This window comes from Clostridium sp. Marseille-Q7071, assembly GCF_965112025.1.
Genome location: NZ_CBCOPR010000001.1, coordinates 2,127,260 through 2,144,291, shown reverse-complemented (window position 1 = coordinate 2,144,291; position 17,032 = coordinate 2,127,260). Strand labels below are relative to the sequence as shown.

General features: G+C 27.6%; 14 protein-coding genes. All 14 read right to left on the bottom strand.

What is annotated here, in order from left to right:
* Positions 1-653 precede the first annotated feature (653 nt).
* The 14 genes from ACWPW7_RS09990 to ACWPW7_RS09925 all read right to left on the bottom strand — a co-directional run bounded on the left by ACWPW7_RS09990 (position 654) and on the right by ACWPW7_RS09925 (position 16,970).
* Entirely contained in the window at positions 654-2,090 is a 1,437-nt protein-coding gene (locus ACWPW7_RS09990; RefSeq protein WP_454053393.1) for an O-antigen ligase family protein, read from the bottom strand.
* A gap of 12 nt (positions 2,091-2,102) precedes the next feature.
* Positions 2,103-3,443 carry an ABC transporter substrate-binding protein gene (locus ACWPW7_RS09985; RefSeq protein ID WP_454053392.1) on the bottom strand — a complete coding sequence of 447 codons (1,341 nt, stop codon included), beginning with the start codon at positions 3,441-3,443 and terminating at the stop codon, positions 2,103-2,105.
* 404 nt (positions 3,444-3,847) lie between these two features.
* Positions 3,848-4,396, bottom strand: a complete 549-nt coding sequence (locus ACWPW7_RS09980; RefSeq protein WP_454053391.1) for a nitroreductase family protein — start codon at positions 4,394-4,396, stop codon at positions 3,848-3,850.
* Positions 4,397-4,451: 55 nt separating this feature from the next.
* Positions 4,452-6,005, bottom strand: coding sequence for a murein biosynthesis integral membrane protein MurJ (gene murJ, locus ACWPW7_RS09975; RefSeq protein WP_454053390.1), 1,554 nt, complete (start codon positions 6,003-6,005; stop codon positions 4,452-4,454).
* Positions 6,006-6,019: 14 nt separating this feature from the next.
* Positions 6,020-7,129, bottom strand: coding sequence for a glycosyltransferase (locus ACWPW7_RS09970; protein WP_454053389.1), 1,110 nt, complete (start codon positions 7,127-7,129; stop codon positions 6,020-6,022).
* A 337-nt stretch (positions 7,130-7,466) separates the two neighbouring features.
* Positions 7,467-8,183: a WecB/TagA/CpsF family glycosyltransferase gene (locus ACWPW7_RS09965; protein WP_454053388.1), complete on the bottom strand. Its 717-nt coding sequence runs from the start codon at positions 8,181-8,183 to the stop codon at positions 7,467-7,469.
* 12 nt (positions 8,184-8,195) lie between these two features.
* Positions 8,196-8,849: a sugar transferase gene (locus ACWPW7_RS09960; RefSeq protein WP_454053387.1), complete on the bottom strand. Its 654-nt coding sequence runs from the start codon at positions 8,847-8,849 to the stop codon at positions 8,196-8,198.
* A 169-nt stretch (positions 8,850-9,018) separates the two neighbouring features.
* Complete coding sequence (locus ACWPW7_RS09955) at positions 9,019-10,269, bottom strand: O-antigen ligase family protein (protein WP_454053386.1); 1,251 nt, start codon at positions 10,267-10,269, stop codon at positions 9,019-9,021.
* Positions 10,270-10,387: 118 nt separating this feature from the next.
* Positions 10,388-11,563: a DegT/DnrJ/EryC1/StrS family aminotransferase gene (locus ACWPW7_RS09950; protein WP_454053385.1), complete on the bottom strand. Its 1,176-nt coding sequence runs from the start codon at positions 11,561-11,563 to the stop codon at positions 10,388-10,390.
* 25 nt (positions 11,564-11,588) lie between these two features.
* Positions 11,589-12,623 carry a glycosyltransferase family 2 protein gene (locus ACWPW7_RS09945; RefSeq protein ID WP_454053384.1) on the bottom strand — a complete coding sequence of 345 codons (1,035 nt, stop codon included), beginning with the start codon at positions 12,621-12,623 and terminating at the stop codon, positions 11,589-11,591.
* A gap of 58 nt (positions 12,624-12,681) precedes the next feature.
* The gene (locus ACWPW7_RS09940; protein ID WP_454053383.1) at positions 12,682-13,860 is read right to left on the bottom strand and encodes a glycosyltransferase; all 1,179 of its coding nucleotides are present in this window, start codon (positions 13,858-13,860) and stop codon (positions 12,682-12,684) included.
* Between the two features lie 29 nt (positions 13,861-13,889).
* Entirely contained in the window at positions 13,890-14,993 is a 1,104-nt protein-coding gene (locus tag ACWPW7_RS09935; protein ID WP_454053382.1) for a glycosyltransferase family 4 protein, read from the bottom strand.
* A gap of 108 nt (positions 14,994-15,101) precedes the next feature.
* Positions 15,102-15,842 (bottom strand): acyltransferase, encoded by a 741-nt coding sequence (locus tag ACWPW7_RS09930; RefSeq protein WP_454053381.1) that lies wholly within the window; start codon positions 15,840-15,842, stop codon positions 15,102-15,104.
* Positions 15,843-15,863: 21 nt separating this feature from the next.
* The gene (locus tag ACWPW7_RS09925) at positions 15,864-16,970 is read right to left on the bottom strand and encodes a Gfo/Idh/MocA family protein (protein WP_454053380.1); all 1,107 of its coding nucleotides are present in this window, start codon (positions 16,968-16,970) and stop codon (positions 15,864-15,866) included.
* Between the last annotated feature and the right edge of the window lie 62 nt (positions 16,971-17,032).

Below are 17,032 nucleotides of genomic sequence, written 5' to 3'. Positions count from 1 at the left end.
ATAATAAAATTATTCAACAAAATCCTTAACCATCTAAAATAGTTAGTTAAAATTTTTAGGTTGTTTTCTGCCATACGAAAAGTTAGGTTATAGAAATAGTAGTACTATGCTAGATTCCGGCAATTCAGTATAAGATAAAGTACATAAGAATACTAAGATGAAATAAATTAATATGTATAATTTGTATTTTAAGTTTATTTATGAACACAATTATTAAATTTTTTAACCTATACTTAAATATTTATTTCTTACATTTTTTAAATATAGTGAATATTTTATTAAATATTTTTAATTTTTCTAATTTTCTATACATTTATATCTATATGATATATTACCATAATTTTAAAGTCAATATTTTAACAAATATAAAATTCCGCATTTTTCGCTATTTTCTTGCCAGTATTTTTAAAGTTAATTATATATTTAATAAAACTTATTATTATATAACAAAATTTCTAGTATTAATTGTGTTTTTTAATATATTTATCATAATTTTATATATTTAAATAAACTTCGATAAATTAAAATATATTCTTTTGTAAAAAAATAAAAACATACTTAAAAATTAAGTATGTTTTTTAGAATTACTATAATTAAAAAATGCATAGATACTTAGTATCCATGCACCTCAATAAATAACTTTATTAATATCATTATTTTTTTGTATTTAACTTGTTAGTATTTCGTTCATCCTTCTTTGAATTTAATATAGTCATTCCAAACAATAACCATAATATTAATGTAGGAGTTATAACTCCTTTATGATCAAATTCTCCTCCAGTAAGTACTGATATAATTATAAATACAATTATAGCAGCAAAAATCCCTCTATTATGCTCATAATCTTTTAGCGCAGCAGATAATCTATTTACAATTATGACTATAAATAAAATCATAACTATTATCCCATATTCCACCCCTATTTGAAGTAATAAGTTATGGGCATGTTCTAATGAGTAATCTGCTACTTGAAGGTTTGCTCTCATCAAATCAGGCATATTAAGATATCCCTTTTCCGCATATTTTAAGTACATATCACCATAACTTCCTCCGCCAATACCAAAGGGATGTGCTATCATCATTACAAAAGAAGTAAAGTAAGCTTGAATTCTTGCCATATTTGACTGACTCATAAAGAAACTTGTTGTTGCATAACCTCTAGTTAATATCTTAGACATTACAGGCTTAAAAGCTATAGGTATTGCTAATAACTCTAATAAAGCTACATATTTATATTTTTTACTTATAAATATAATTCCAACGGATATTAAATAGCAAAGCCATGCTCCTCTTGAATAAGTCATATAAGTAGCTAAAGAAAATAAGCCAAAAGATGTAAATAAAAATATTTTTTCCTTTATATTATTTTTCTTATACAAAATCATTTCAAAAAGGAGTGGTAATATGAGTATTAACACAGCAGAAAAAATATTAACATTATGATATCCAAAGGTTAAATATAATCTATGATACTTAACTTGAGAAAAGGATACTCCTCTCATTTGTGCTATGCCATATAAACAACTAAAATCTAGTCCTGCTATCAATGCATAATAAACATAATACTTATCACTCTTTGAAAGATTAGCAAGTACCACAAGTATAAAAGCAATAGGTATTATAATACTTATATAAACATTAGCAGCACTATTTAATACATTATGAGAAAATATGCTACTATTTACCGCCAGTATTAAAAAAATTATTGTATATATTATAAATTTAAAATTTAAACTTCCTTTATTCTGTAATAATCGTAAGATGGTATTTTTTATCTCTTTAAAGCTAACAACAAAAGCTATAGAAATATAAATGGTTTCAAAGGTTATTTTAAATATAAATAAGTTAAAATAACAAAATTTACGAGCAATTACTAGGATTGGAAAAGATAAAATAAATAGTAGAATAGATAATCTTTTATCTTTAAATAGCAATAGTATTTCTAGCACAAGAAAAAATGCTGACCCTACAAACATGACAGCGTCCTTTTTTCCATATTGCATCATTATAGGAAGGGCTAGAACTATCGATAAAGCAAGTGAAATTAACCCTAATTTATAATATTTATTTATTAACTTCTTAATGTCCATAATTACACCTTCCTACTTATCTGTATATAAATCAAAGTTAAACTTATTTTTCTCAACTTCAAATTTATAAAATTCCTCATAATATTTATTTAAATTTTTTATTACTTCATCTATAGGTTTTTTTCCTGTTATAGCAGCATAAAGCTCGTCTAAAGTTCCTGTTTGACTATAGGTTATAAACACAGTTGGATCATACTTTTCAACTATATAATTATCTGAATTATTATATTTATTTAGTGGATTATCTCCTAGATTTACATCTTTATTATCAAGTAATAATGGTAGTCCTTTATTTAGCTGCATTATTTCGCTATTAACATTATCACTTACTATCCATTGTAGAACCTCTTCAACTGCTTCTTTTTCCTTAGTTTCTTTGTTTACAACTATATATGTAAAAGGATCTATATAATGTCTTACAGGTTTATCATTGACATTGAATTTAGGTATATCTTCTACTCCAATTTGAAAACTTAGTGGTTGTGCATTATAAAAATTATTTTTATCCTCAAAAGTAGATAAATACATAGCAGATTGTTCAAAATAAAAATCATTTCTTACCTGCTTTTTATCTTTTTCCATAAAATCTTCTGGAATTATTCCTAAATCATACATTTTTTTATAAACTTCTAGTATTCTTTTAGAAGCTGAAAAATCAAATTTCCCTTGCTTATAGTCCCAAAAACTTGTATAAATATTTCCATCAACTAAACTTGGCACACCTATAACAGCTTTCATTGATGCATATTTACCAAATGGAAATTGAAAAGGTATTATATCTGGATTCTTCTCTTTTATTTTTAATGAATACTCGATTACCTCATCCCAAGTTCTTGGAGGTCTTTCTGGATCTAATCCACATTCTTTGAATATTTCTTTATTCCAAGCTAGTTTTACATTGCTACCAGATAGCTTTATTCCTATAGGATTTTTATCATAATAAAATAATTTATCCTCTCCAACTTTGTTTAAGTCTAGGTTTAAATCTTTTAGATTAGCAATTTTATCATTTTTAATTAATTCTGTATAACCATATTGAAATATATCTGGTCCATCATCAGAATACAATGAAACTTTTAATCTGTTAACATAATCTAAATCTTTAAAGTATTGAAATCTTACATAAATTTCATCTTGACTAGCATTAAATTTATTAATCTGATTTTCTCTTAATTGAGAATCAGTTGCAGTCATCATCCAAAAATTAACTACTTTTCTTCCTTCCATTTCTTTTGGTATTATTGCTCTTTCCTCTTTGTTGCCATCAACAAGAATTTTGTACATAAATGAACCTAATAAAACAAGAAAGGTAAATATTATGTACTTACTATATTTTTTAAAAAAATCTTTCATAATAACCTCCGATTATAATTACTTATTCTTTAAAAGATTTTATAACCTAATTGACATGGAGTTTTAAAAAAACCAATTAAATTATACCATATTAAAATTCAAAACAAAAATTAATACTTTTAATTGATATTTTAATGCTATCTCTAATATTTCAATTTAAAAAGATAGTAATAAATGTGCTTTTACAAAATATTATTATAAACCTTTTTTAAAAAAAGTAAAATTATAATCTAATATTTTATCATTTACGAAGAAATTCACCCTTAGTGAATTTCTAAAATAAAATTTATTCTAAAAAACTTCAAAAGTTTTGACTGTGGAGTTTTAACCATAATTAGTAACTTTGATTCTTAATTTTCGATTAAAGTAAAATGACCATATATTATTATGGTCATTTTATTTTATTAAACATTTTCTGTATATGGATTATTAAAACTATTTAAGAATACAAAATCATTTATATCTTTTTTATCATTATGCTTTGCTTGTTCGTCACTTTTACCTATAGGCGTTAAAGCAATAACTCTAAAGTTATTTGGTATTTTAAGTGCCTCTTTTATCCTATCTTCATCTAACGCTGCGACCCAACAACTTCCATATCCTTCAGCAGTAGCAGCTAAAACAAAATGTTCCATAGCAATAGATGCGTCTACTAAATAAAACTCTTTATTATCTACCTCTCCAGATTCTTCTGGATTAGCTATAAATACAACTACTATAGGTGCCTCAATAACTGCACTAGCTGCTTCATTTCCACTATTTAATATAGCTTCTGATATTCTTCCCTTTAATACTTCATCTTTTACTATTATAAGCTTATATGAGCTCTTATTTCTCCACGACGGAGCCCTCATAGCTGAATTTATCATCTTAAGTAGCTTATTTTTTTCCACCTCATCATTTTTATATTTTTTTACACTAACTCTTTCTTTTATTACATCATAAAATTCCATAAAAATCACACTCCTCAATTTTATTATGTGTGTTTTTATAAAAATAATGTAATAGTTAAGAACTTTTAGCTTTTCCTTTAAAATGATTTAGGAAATCTATAAATACCTGTATTTTTAATAGATAACAAAGTGTTGCATAAGATATAATTCCTATTAAGGTGGAAGTTAATATAATTATAGCCTCACTTAATCTAGCAACTGTAAGAATATCTTTTAAATATGTACTACTAAATAACACCAATATTCCCATTAATACTGAAGATATCAATATTTTTATCGTATCTATAATTATACTACTCATACCTAGTCCTTCGAACCTTTTACTTAAAGCTCTACTTAATATTATTGCTGTAATTATTGCTGATAAGCTTGCAGAAAGAGTTAAGCCTTCTACTCCCATTTTTTTATATAGGATAAAACTAAATAAATAATTTAAGACTATGCCTATTAAACTATTTATCATAGGAGTTTTAGTGTCTTTTATAGAATAAAACCCTCTACTTAACACATCTCTAATACCATAAGCAATCATTGCCGGTGAATATAATAATAGTGCATTAGCTGCTAATTTTACATTTTCATTAGTAAACTTTCCTCTTTCATATATTAAACTTATAAGTGGCTCCCTTAAAACTACAATTCCTATAGTTGCAGGTATCATTATAAGAAGAATAATGGCAATTCCCTTATTCAATGCTTCTTTAAATTTCTTATTATTTTTTTCTGAAATATGAGAGGCTAATATAGGATATATAATCATTGATACCACTACTGCAAAAACCTCATAAGTCATCATCGTTAACTTGTTTGCACATTCTAATATAGCTGTTGCACCTTCATAAAGAGAAGTTGCAAAAGACTTATTAACAAATAAGTTTAGCTGTATTGAAGAGGTACTTATTATTATAGGTACCATAAGTACCAATAATTTTTTAAGCTTTTCATCTTTTAAATTAAGAGTAAATTTATATTTGTAACCTAAAGAAATAAACTTAGGTACATTTATTAAATACTGAGACATAAAGGCTATCACTGTAGCAACTGCAAAACCTATAACTCCAAAACTATCAACAAAAAATACTAAATATACTATATATACTAAATTTGCTACTGCTGCCATTGCTGTAGGAGCAATAAAATGTTGATGGCCTTGAAGAGTACCTGCTAGTACCCCCTGAAGAGTTAAAAATAATACAGATAAAAACATTATTCTAAGTATTTTAGAAGTCAATATACTTAGCTCTCTATTAACTGTAAAACTATTTGCAAAATAGTAAACTATTTGATCTGAAAAAATAATACCTAATATAGTTATTACTAAGGTAAAAATCATAGATACTGTAAGTACATTATTTACAAAAACTTTTCTTTCCTTTAATTCATTTTCACTGTTCATTTCAGTTATAAAAGGTATTATAGTTGTACTTAGCCCATAGCCTATACTTGTAAATAAGTATATTACACCTAAAGCCCAAACATAAATATCAGCTTCTCTAGTAGCTCCAAATTTAGCTAGCATAAGGGAATCTCTAGCTATCCCTAAAAACTTTCCCAATATAACCAAAATCATTACAAAAATCGAACTTTTAACTATTTTACTTTTACTCATTTACCTACTCCAAATTAGTTATTGTCTATTATAGATTTATAAAAACTATAATAATTACTCCAAAATTTTTCTATTGTAAACTTCTCTAAAACTAAATTATATATGTTTTCTCCCATAGCTTGTAAATACTTTCTTTTATCGTAACATTCCTGCATCGCTATATAAATATCCTTTTCATTTTGTGAGTTAATTATAATTCCATTGAACGGATTTATAATATTCTCTAAATCTCCTACTTTAGTAGAAATTACAGGAGTTTTAACTATAGCAGATTCTAACATAGCTAATGGTGGAGCACCGCCTTCACTATAGGAAGCTATTATACTACAGTTACAAATAGATAAATAATCTGTTACATTATCAATAAAACCTGTTAAAATAATCTTATCTTCTAGATTTAATTCTTTTATAACCTTTTCTATATCCTCCCTTAATCCGCCGTCACCCATTAAAATTAATTTACTATTAGATTTTTCATTACTAAACTTTCCGAAAGCCTTAATTATATTTATATAATTTTTTATGGGATGAAATCTTCCTACTACACCAAAAATGAAATCATCATCAGTAATATTTAACTTTTCTCTTATATCAATTTTATCTTCTTTTAAAAATATTTTTTTTATATCAATACCATTATTCACAACAGTTTTCTCACCAATAAAATGTTTTTCATCTAATAAATTTAGCAAATTTTGAGACACACAAATATAATTATTAAAACTCTTTAATCCTAAAATACTAAGAGGAGTATAGATATAATACTTAATTTTATTATTTAAGAAGTCATATCTGTAGTCACTATGAATTGTAGCTGTAGTAACAGCTTTTAATTTTCTTCTAATAAAATAATGGATTAAAAAAGGTTGAGCTCCATGAAAATTTACAATATCTATTTTATTAGAATTTACAAACTCTATAATTTCCTTATTAATAATATCTTTTTTAAAAAATTTATGAGGCATATCAGTATTTTTTACTCTATCATATAGATATCCATCTCCAAGACAGCCTAATATATTATCAAAATACTTATTTTCACTACTGCAAAGATTTAATATATGATTAGCTCCTCCTCCATTGTCATTGCCTGAAATAATATGAAGTACTTTTATTTTAAACACCTCCTATAAATTAATGCACAATTCTCAATGCAAAATTCACAATTATAGTTGAAATTAATTCTTTATAAATTAATTTCTTAAATTGATTTTTGGGTATATAATTTTAAAAATTAATATGAATAAATAAAAATATAGAGCCTTTTTGCTCTATATTTATTATACTCTTTAATTATAATTTGCATAGCATTATTTGCTCTAAGGCATCTGCAAAAGAATAATAGACCAGTATGTTAGCCTATTTTCCATCATACTGCGTTGTCAGAACCCGCCCATAGCTCCACTATGAGCAGAATCTGACGCCTTGTCTGATATAAAATATACTAACATCTTTAATCTATTATTCCCTTTCAGATGCCTTAACAACTTTATGAAGGAATTTAGGTATCTCACCTAATCTCTTAATCCTCCAAGGTTCTTTTACCGTTCTATAAAGCCATTCAAGGCCTAAATTTATCATCCACTTAGGTGCTCTGTTTACTTTACCTGAAATAACATCAAAACTACCCCCTACACCCATAAATATATTACAAGGTAATTCTTCCATGTATTTTATTATGAAATTCTCTTGTCTAGGAGCACCCATAGCTATAAATAGTGCATAGGGACTTTTGTCTTTAATTTCCTCTACAATATGATCACAACTATTCATATCAAAATATCCATTATGGCTTCCTACAATGTTTATCTTAGGATATTTTATTTTTAATTTATTTATACATCCATCTAAATTTTCTTGTGAAGTTCCTAAAAGATATACTGGCTTTTCTTCAAGTTCACAATACTTAATCAATTCTTCCATAACTTCAATACCAGCTATTTTTTCCTTTACAGGAGTTTTAATAAGTTTCGAAGCTATTACTGTACCTATACCATCTGGTATAATTACAGAATTATTGTCAGTAAAACTCCTAAATAAAGTTTCATCTGTTAATCCCAAATTTAATATTTCTGGATTGCCAGAAATAATATTTACTTTCTCTTTTTGCACTACATAATCAATTAGTTCTTTTTTATATCCTGAAAATATAGTGTAATTTAATAATTCTATACCCATTAGATCCTCCAATTAAAAAGCTCCTTCATTCTTAAATACTTTTACTACCGTTTGAAAAAGTATTTTTATATCTAGCCATAATGAAAAGTTTTTTATATATGTTAAATCATAATATATAGTTTTTCCTAATTCAATTTCTCCTCTTCCATTTACCTGTGCTAATCCTGTTATTCCAGGCAATACCAAAAGTCTTTGATAATAATTTTCTGGGTAATATTTAACTACATCAGGTATCTCCGGTCTAGGACCTATTAAACTCATATGTCCAAATAAAACATTAAACAATTGTGGTATTTCGTCTAAACTAGTTTTTCTTAAAAAAGCTCCTGCTCTAGTCACCCTATTATCTGATTTACTTTGAAACACAAAATTATCCATATTGCTTGGATCAATTTCTAATTCTCTTTTAGCTTCTGCTGAAACAACCATAGTTCTAAATTTATATATCGTAAATTTTTTTCCATTTTTTCCAACTCTAACTTGCTTAAAAACCGCCGGTCCCTTAGAATCAAGTTTTATCCATATAGTAAGTATCAAAAATATTGGAGATAAAATAATTATACCTATCAAAGAGAATATTATATCCATTAATCTCTTAATTGCAAATTGTATAGATTTACCTTTAATCTCACTATAAACATCTATTCTAATGTCATTATTATGCATTAACATTTCCTCCATTTAATAAGGCATTAATAAATAAGTAAATAATCTATATGGTGATATATTTTGCTCATACTAAGGTCACAAATTTCACTAATATCCTCACTATTAGCAAAACATTCATTCCATATTTTGAACAGTTATTTTATTTTACATGCCTAATCTTTAATTATTAAGATACTTTATGCTTTTTAAATTGCAATAATATAGCCTCTCCTAATCCTATAAATACCCAAAAATAAGTTGTTGTTTGTGGTGAAAAAAATAAGTTATCAAGCATATTCATAAGTAAAAATCCTGCAGCTGATGCCATAAATCCCATATAAAAAAATTTATAATACTTATCCTTTGATTTTTTATACACTCCTATTATAGTTTTAATTGAAGCTACTAATGTGGATATAAACAACGTTATACCAAATATTCCCAATTCACTTTGTACTTTTAAATAAGAGTTGTGACTACTAAATCTATGGTAGTCAGGATATTTATATTGGGGATATTTTTTAACATATTCATCATATAATGATACATAGTTTCCATTTCCCACTCCTAATATAGGATGTTCTTTTATCATCATTCTTGCAATTTGCCATAGCTTTATTCTAGGTCCATTAAGGATTTCTTCTGTAATATTTGTAAATCTTGATAAAAGAGATTTATCAAATAAAAATATAGGTATACCAAGTAAAAATAAGAATAAAAACTTATAGCTATATAAAATTCCTAAAACTACAAATCCAATTACAAGCCCTATAATTGAGTTTCTAGAGGCCGTAAGCAATAAATTAATTAATACAAATAAAGATAGAACTACATAAAATCCTTTAAGCCTATTATTTTTTGTACTAAAGCTTAGCATCATAATAGGAAAAAAAGCTAATACTAAATATGCTCCAAACCCATTAGGATTTTGCATAGTAGATGTAATTCTTACTACTGTACCACTAGCTTCTAAACCTGTAAATTTTTCATTTAATCCTATTCCAGTGAAATATTGAATTACTCCAAAAATACAAAGTAAGGTTGTGGTCAACAAAAAGCATCTAATTATGGTTTTAATTCTCTCTTTACTGTTAGCCTCATATTTTATTATGAATATAAGACCAATATAAGTTATAAATCTAAAAGTTTCCATAATTGATAACCCTTTTTCTGTAGCATAAGAAATAGAAAATATCATAATAAATGATAGTAATACCATGGATATTCCTAAAAGTGATGAGAAGAAATCTTTTAAATTTCCCCAAAGTTTTTTTCTATTTTCTGAAGATAAAAGCATGTTAATAACATAAAGTAGTATTATCAATATTAATAATACATCAGAAATTTTGCTGAATCTTCCTATACTTTCACTAATTAGTGGAAGTATTACTATGTAAGTACATATTAAAAAATATATTACCTGTGACATAATACTCATTTAAACACCAACTTTATAATTTAAAATCTCTTAGACCTTTTCAAAAACAACTAATTATTTTTTCAAGTTGTCTTGTTTAAAAGCGTCCCCTACTAAGTGTAAGGGACATTTCAAAAAATTACTTCTTGTATTTATCTACAATTCTCTTAACTGCATATATTACATCTTCTATATCTTCATCAGACATTTTTGGATATAATGGTAGTGATAAAATTTTATTAAAGTGGTTTTCTGTTACTGGGAAATCCCCTTCTTTATATCCAAATTCCTTTTTATAATAAGACATTAAATGTACAGGTATAAAATGTACACTTGTTCCTATATTCTCTTCTGACATTTCTTCTATAAATTTATCCCTATCAATAGTTAATTCATCTAGATTTAATTCAATAACATATAAATGCCATGCATGATCACAGTAATCTTTAGTCACTGGAGTTATAATTTCTTTCATATTTTCAAAAGCATCATTATATGCCTTTGCAATTTCTATTCTTCTGTTTTGCATATCATCTATTTTATCAAGCTGTCTTAACCCTAGTGCTGCTTGTATATCAAACATATTATATTTATATCCTGGATATTCTATATCATATCTCCATGAGCCACCTTTTCCGTATCTATTCCATGCTGCTTTACTCATACCATGACTTGATAATATTCTAGCTTTTTCTGCTATTTCATCATCATTAGTTGTAAGCATTCCGCCTTCTCCAGTACAAATATTTTTAGTAGCATAAAAGCTAAAAGATGCGCATTGTCCTTCTGCACCAATTCTTTTTCCTTTATATTTAGTATCTACAGCATGCGCAGCATCTTCTGATACAAATAAATTATGTTTTTTCGCTATTGCCCATATTTTATCCATATCACAAGCATGACCTGTATAATGAACTGGTACTATACCTTTAGTTTTTTCTGTAATTTTTTCTTCTATTTTATTTGGATCTATGCAGAAAGTAACTGGATCAACATCTACAAAAACTGGTGTTGCACCAGTATGTATTATAGTATTTGCAGAAGCTGAAAAAGTCATAGGTGTTGTTATTATTTCATCTCCTGGTCCTACTCCATTGGCTACTAAAGCTATGTGTAGTGCTGCTGTAGCTGAATTCATAGCAATGGCATGCTTAGCTCCTGTATATTCTGCAAATTTTTTTTCCATTTCTATAGTTCTAGGTCCTTTTGCAATCCATCCTGATTTTAGGGCGCCTACAACCTCATTTATATCATCTTCTCCAATTAATGGTAATGCATAAGGTAAAAAAGTCTTTCTAACTTCAGTTTTTGACATTATTCTTCACTCCTTTAAAATATATCTATCTTGATGTTTTAATATTCTTTTCTATACTCTTCTTTGACTTAAATAGTAAAAAAATAAATATTCCTTCTAAAAATCCACTTCCGTAGCTTAGATGTAGTATAAAAAAGGTTAACATTACTTGAGGAACATATTTTAAATTATCTTTTGATGTTTTAACTGCAAAAGCAAAAGCACCTAAAAAATATGCTAATAATTCTACTGCAAAACCATATCTTGCAAATTTAAAGAAGGGACTTAACCCTATTCCTAATATCATACTTATTACAAATAATACAGGAATTAGATGTCTTATTGACGCTGGTCTTTTATGCTTTTGAATTACTCTTACCTTCCAAAATCCATATTGATAATACTGTCTCCAAAGCTTAGAGAAAGATCCTCTTGTATAATAATGAGATATTATATCCGGTGATAATAAAATCTTGTTTCCACTTTGAGTCACTCTAAAGTTTAATTCATCATCTTGATTTCTTACAAATTCTTCATCAAATAATCCAATTTCATCAAAAATTTTCTTTTTATAAGCACCAAAAGCAACAGTATCTACATATTGTTCTTTATCAGAAAATCTAAATAATGCATTGCCCACTCCAAAAGGAGAAGCCATTGCTAATGAAATTGCTTTGGCAATACCATTTTCACTAATATTAATTATTTTTCCCCCAACGCAAGCTAAACTTTCATCATTATTTAATTTTTCTACACAAAGCTTCACATAATCTTTGTCCATATAAGCATGTGCACCAAAAATTATAATTATTTCCCCTTCTGCTCTCTTAATTCCTAGATTCATAGCAGATGGAGCAACTCTTTTTTCATTTAATACCAGTTTAACTTGAGGGTATTTTAAATTAAATTCATTTATAATTTTTTGAGTATTATCTTCTGAATATCCATCACAAACCAATACCTCAATATTCTCAATTCCATAGCTTTGCTCTACCATCGATTGTAGACATTCACCTATATATTTTTCTTCATTTCTACAGGGAATTACTATTGAAACCTTTATCTTCTCTGTCTGATTCAATATATCACTCCTTAATTAGCAACTCAATATTATAATTTAATGAAAATGCTTACTATAATTATTTTTGTAAAAGTTTATTATACAACATTAAATTCTTTTTTGCATTACTTATCCATGTACATTCATTTATGACCTTTTCTTGTGCCCTCTTACCAATAGCTTCCCTAAGATCCTTATCACTAATTAACTTATCTAACTTATCCGTTAACGAATAAACATCTTTAGGTTCAGCTAGCATTCCATTAAAACCATCTTCTATTATATCATTAATGCCTTCACCTTTCACTCCAATTATTGGTTTTCCAAAAGACATAGCTTCAATATATACTACTCCAAAGCCCTCTTTATAACTAGGCATAGAAAAAATATCACATTTTCTCATATGTTCCATAGTATCACTATGAGAAAGTCTACCTAGAAAATTAACTTTTTCTTTTATGTTAAGTTCCTCACACAGAGCTTCTAAATTGGCTCTTTCAACGCCATCACCAATAACAGTATATATTAAATTTTCATGCTTCTCCATTAAAGTTTTTAAAGCCCTGATATTTAAATCTATTCCTTTTATCTTTAATAGATTACCAGCACTTAGAACTTCAATATATTCTTTATTCTCTGTTTCTGTAAAAAGAGAATCTGGTATTTCTACTCCATTATGTATAACATCGATTTTTTCATAAAATTTTTCTTCACTTACAACATTTTTTAGCTTATTACTTACAGTTACTATGCTATCGCAACTATTCAATACTCTAAATAGCTTATCTTTGCAATCCACACTTCTATAAATAGTCTGTTGAAAATCTTGACCATGAATAGTAGTTACATGAGGAATTTTGAACTCTTTATTTATCATCATAGTTGCAAAACCATCTGGCAGTGCTACATGGGAATGAATTATATCCGGTTTAAATTCATTTATAATTTTCTTAACAGTTTTCTTGATACCCATAGCCATGAAATATCCAGATTTCGAAAATAAAATTCCTTTTGGAAACTCTAAATATCTAGGATAGCATATCTCTACACCTTCTAATACTCTATTCTTAGGTATCTCACTATATTTTTTCCATTTACTACTTATTAATCCTAACGGAAAAGGAGCTAGAGGAATAGGGGATACTACTTTTACTTCACATCCCTCATCCATTAAAGCCTTTGCCTGTTTATGAACAAATATTCCTGCCATCTCATTCATAGTATTAGGATACATATGAGATATAACTAAAACTTTCATTTTACATCTCCCTATACATTTTACAAAAACTATTCTATTAGCTTATTGTAAAGTTCTATAAGCTTTAATTTCTCCACTTCCCAAGAATAAACCTCTTCTATAAGTTTTCTATTTTTATTTCCTATCTCACTAATTAAATCAGGATTCTCCATATAAAACTTAATATTTTCAGCTATTTCATTAGGATCTTGTGGATTTACGTAAGTAGCACTATCTTTAAAAACACTTTTCCAATAAGGAAAATCTGAAATTATCATAGGTAACCCACAAGCCATATATTCAAAGGCTTTCGTAGGCCAGCTTACCACATAATTTGCTGCTGGATGAAGTGTACACATACCTAAGTCACTGGATTTCATATAGGAATATACTTCATTTACAGATACTCTACCTAAATAATCAGTATACTTCCATCCTTCAAGGCTTCTACATTCATCTTCAAAAGCTTTATCATCAAAAGCCCCCAAAAGAATTAATCTCGCTTCTCCTTTAAGTAATCCTATGGATTCTATAAGTTCTTTTATGCCTCTAATTCTTGTAAGCCCACTGGCGCATATGATATTAAACTTATCATTCTCCAGAGTTTTAGGCTCTGATTTATCTATAACTTCTACGGAAGGTACGTTTCCAACTACTATAGTTCTAAGATTTTTATAAAATTTCTTTTCAATTTCTGGTATTACAGTTACAACTGCATCAAATTTTTCAGCATTATTTTTTTCAAATATATTAAAACTTTTAGATACAATTTTTCTGATGAATTTAGGCCCTAACCACTCCTTGTCTAAAATTTGATTAGGCACATCCTCATGAACATCATATATGACTTTTTTACCTTTTCTTTTTAATTTTATTCCTAATGAGATTAACTCTGGATCATGAAAATGGTATATATCCGCATTTACTGATAATGCTAATTCATAAGCTAATTTTTTCTTCTTAAACATTCTCTCCATTCTACTACTACTTTTAGGTAGTGGAATGATGTTTACTCCATCAATAGTTTCCTTTTTATCATGAGTTGCAATTAAATATACTTCAAAACCTGCATTTGCTAGCGTTTTACACTGCTTGTGAAATATTCTATTATCAAAAACAGGATGAGCAGTTGTAATATGACAAATCTTAGTCATACTTCCCCCTCCTTTATGTAATTAAAATCTTTCTATTATATTACTATCCCTTAGCAAAATAAATTTACTAAGGGATTTGAATAAATCTTAATAATTCACAATAAACAATTATTGATTTTCCAATAATTGATCCTGTGGTACATCTCTAAATACTTTAGCTGGACTTCCAGCAACTATTTTTCCTCTTTCTACATCTTTAGTAACAAGAGCACCTGCTGCTACAAAGCCATCTTCATATATTGTCTTTCCTGGAAGGATTACAGCACCTGCACCTATTCTTCCACCCTTTTTAACTGTTACCCCTTTAAATTTTCCAAATCTCTCTTTAGAACGGGCAGCATAGTTGTCATTTGAAGTTGTAACACAAGGCGCTATAAATACATAATCTTCAACTTCTGAATAAGCAGTCAAATATACATTGGTTTGTATTTTGCAATTACTACCTACATTACAAAAATTCTCTATTGTTGTGCCTCTTCCTATTATAGTTTTTTCTCCTATAGAAACATTTTCTCTTATTGTAGCACTATCTGCTATAAGAGTTTTCTCGCCTATAGTTGCACCAGCATAGATTATAACTGAAGCACCAATTAAACATTGAGAAGAAACTTTTGATGGAGGTAGTTTTTCTTCATCTTTAAATATGCTGTTTACACCTCTCATAGGTAGCTTTCCTATGATGGTATTATCATCAATTCTTACATCATTTTCTATAATTGTACCACTATGTATAACTACATTATGTCCTATTATACAGTTATCTCCTATAGTGACATCATCTTCAATAACTGAAAATTTCCCTATAGTAACATTAGAACCTAGCTTGCTTTTTTCTGAAATATAATTCATAGTTTCTCTCACTTTCTAAAACTATTTTTTTATTTTTTCTACATCTTTCATTTCTAGAGTTGAGAAATCACCCATTGGGAATTTAACTGGTAATCCAGTAAGTCTTGATTTATAAGCTGCAAGAATAATTTCCATAGCTTTTTTACCTTCTTCACCATTTATTAATGGTTCAGTATTATTATTTATCGCATCAATTACGTTTTTAAATAATGATGTGTGTCCAAATCCATAAACTGTATCAGGGTCACCTTCTTGATTCTTAAGAAGTTCTGCTTCTTCTTCCATATTATCTTCAAACTTCCAAGTTTCTATAGTATTAACTGCAAGTCCCCCAATGCAAACTGTTCCACTTTCACCAAATATACTTAATGTTTCTTCTAAATTTTTAGGGAATACACAAGCTGTTCCTTCTACTATTCCTATAGCACCATTTTTAAATCTTATAACTATAGCACCAAAGTCTTCTGCATCTATATCTCTTAGGAAAGTATCACATTGAGCATAAACAGTATCTACTTCTCCACCCATCATCCATTGTAATAAGTCTATATTATGGATACATTGATTCATTAATGTACCACCATCTAATTCCCATGTACCTCTCCAAGGTGCTTGCTGATAATACCCCATATTTCTATTCCAAAGTATTCTTGCAGTACCATTTACTAATCTACCAAATCTGTTGTCCTCTATTGCATTTCTAAGCTTTTGAATTGGAGCATTAAATCTATTTTGATGACTTACACTCAATTTAACATTATTTTTTTTCGCTGCAGCTATCATATCATCTGCATCCTTTGTTGAAAGTGCCATTGGCTTTTCACAAATTACATGCTTTCCATTATCCATGCAGTATATAGCTATTTCAGGATGATATCCACTTTCTGTTGCTATATAAACCACATCTATGTCTTCATTATTTAACATTTCTTTATAGTCAGTATAAACTTTAATATCACAGTCACTGCCTATACCTTTTATGTATTCTTCTTTTTTCTCTATAGCCTTTTCTTCTAAAGCATCACAAGTTGCAACAAGTACAGCTTCCTCTTTATTATTGATTATAGCTTCAACGCCTTTATAAGAAATTCTTCCGCATCCTATAATAGCAAATTTAAATTTATTCATATCTTCACCTCATCAAATATAGTTACAATTTAGGCATGCAAAATTACACCCAGTATAATTAT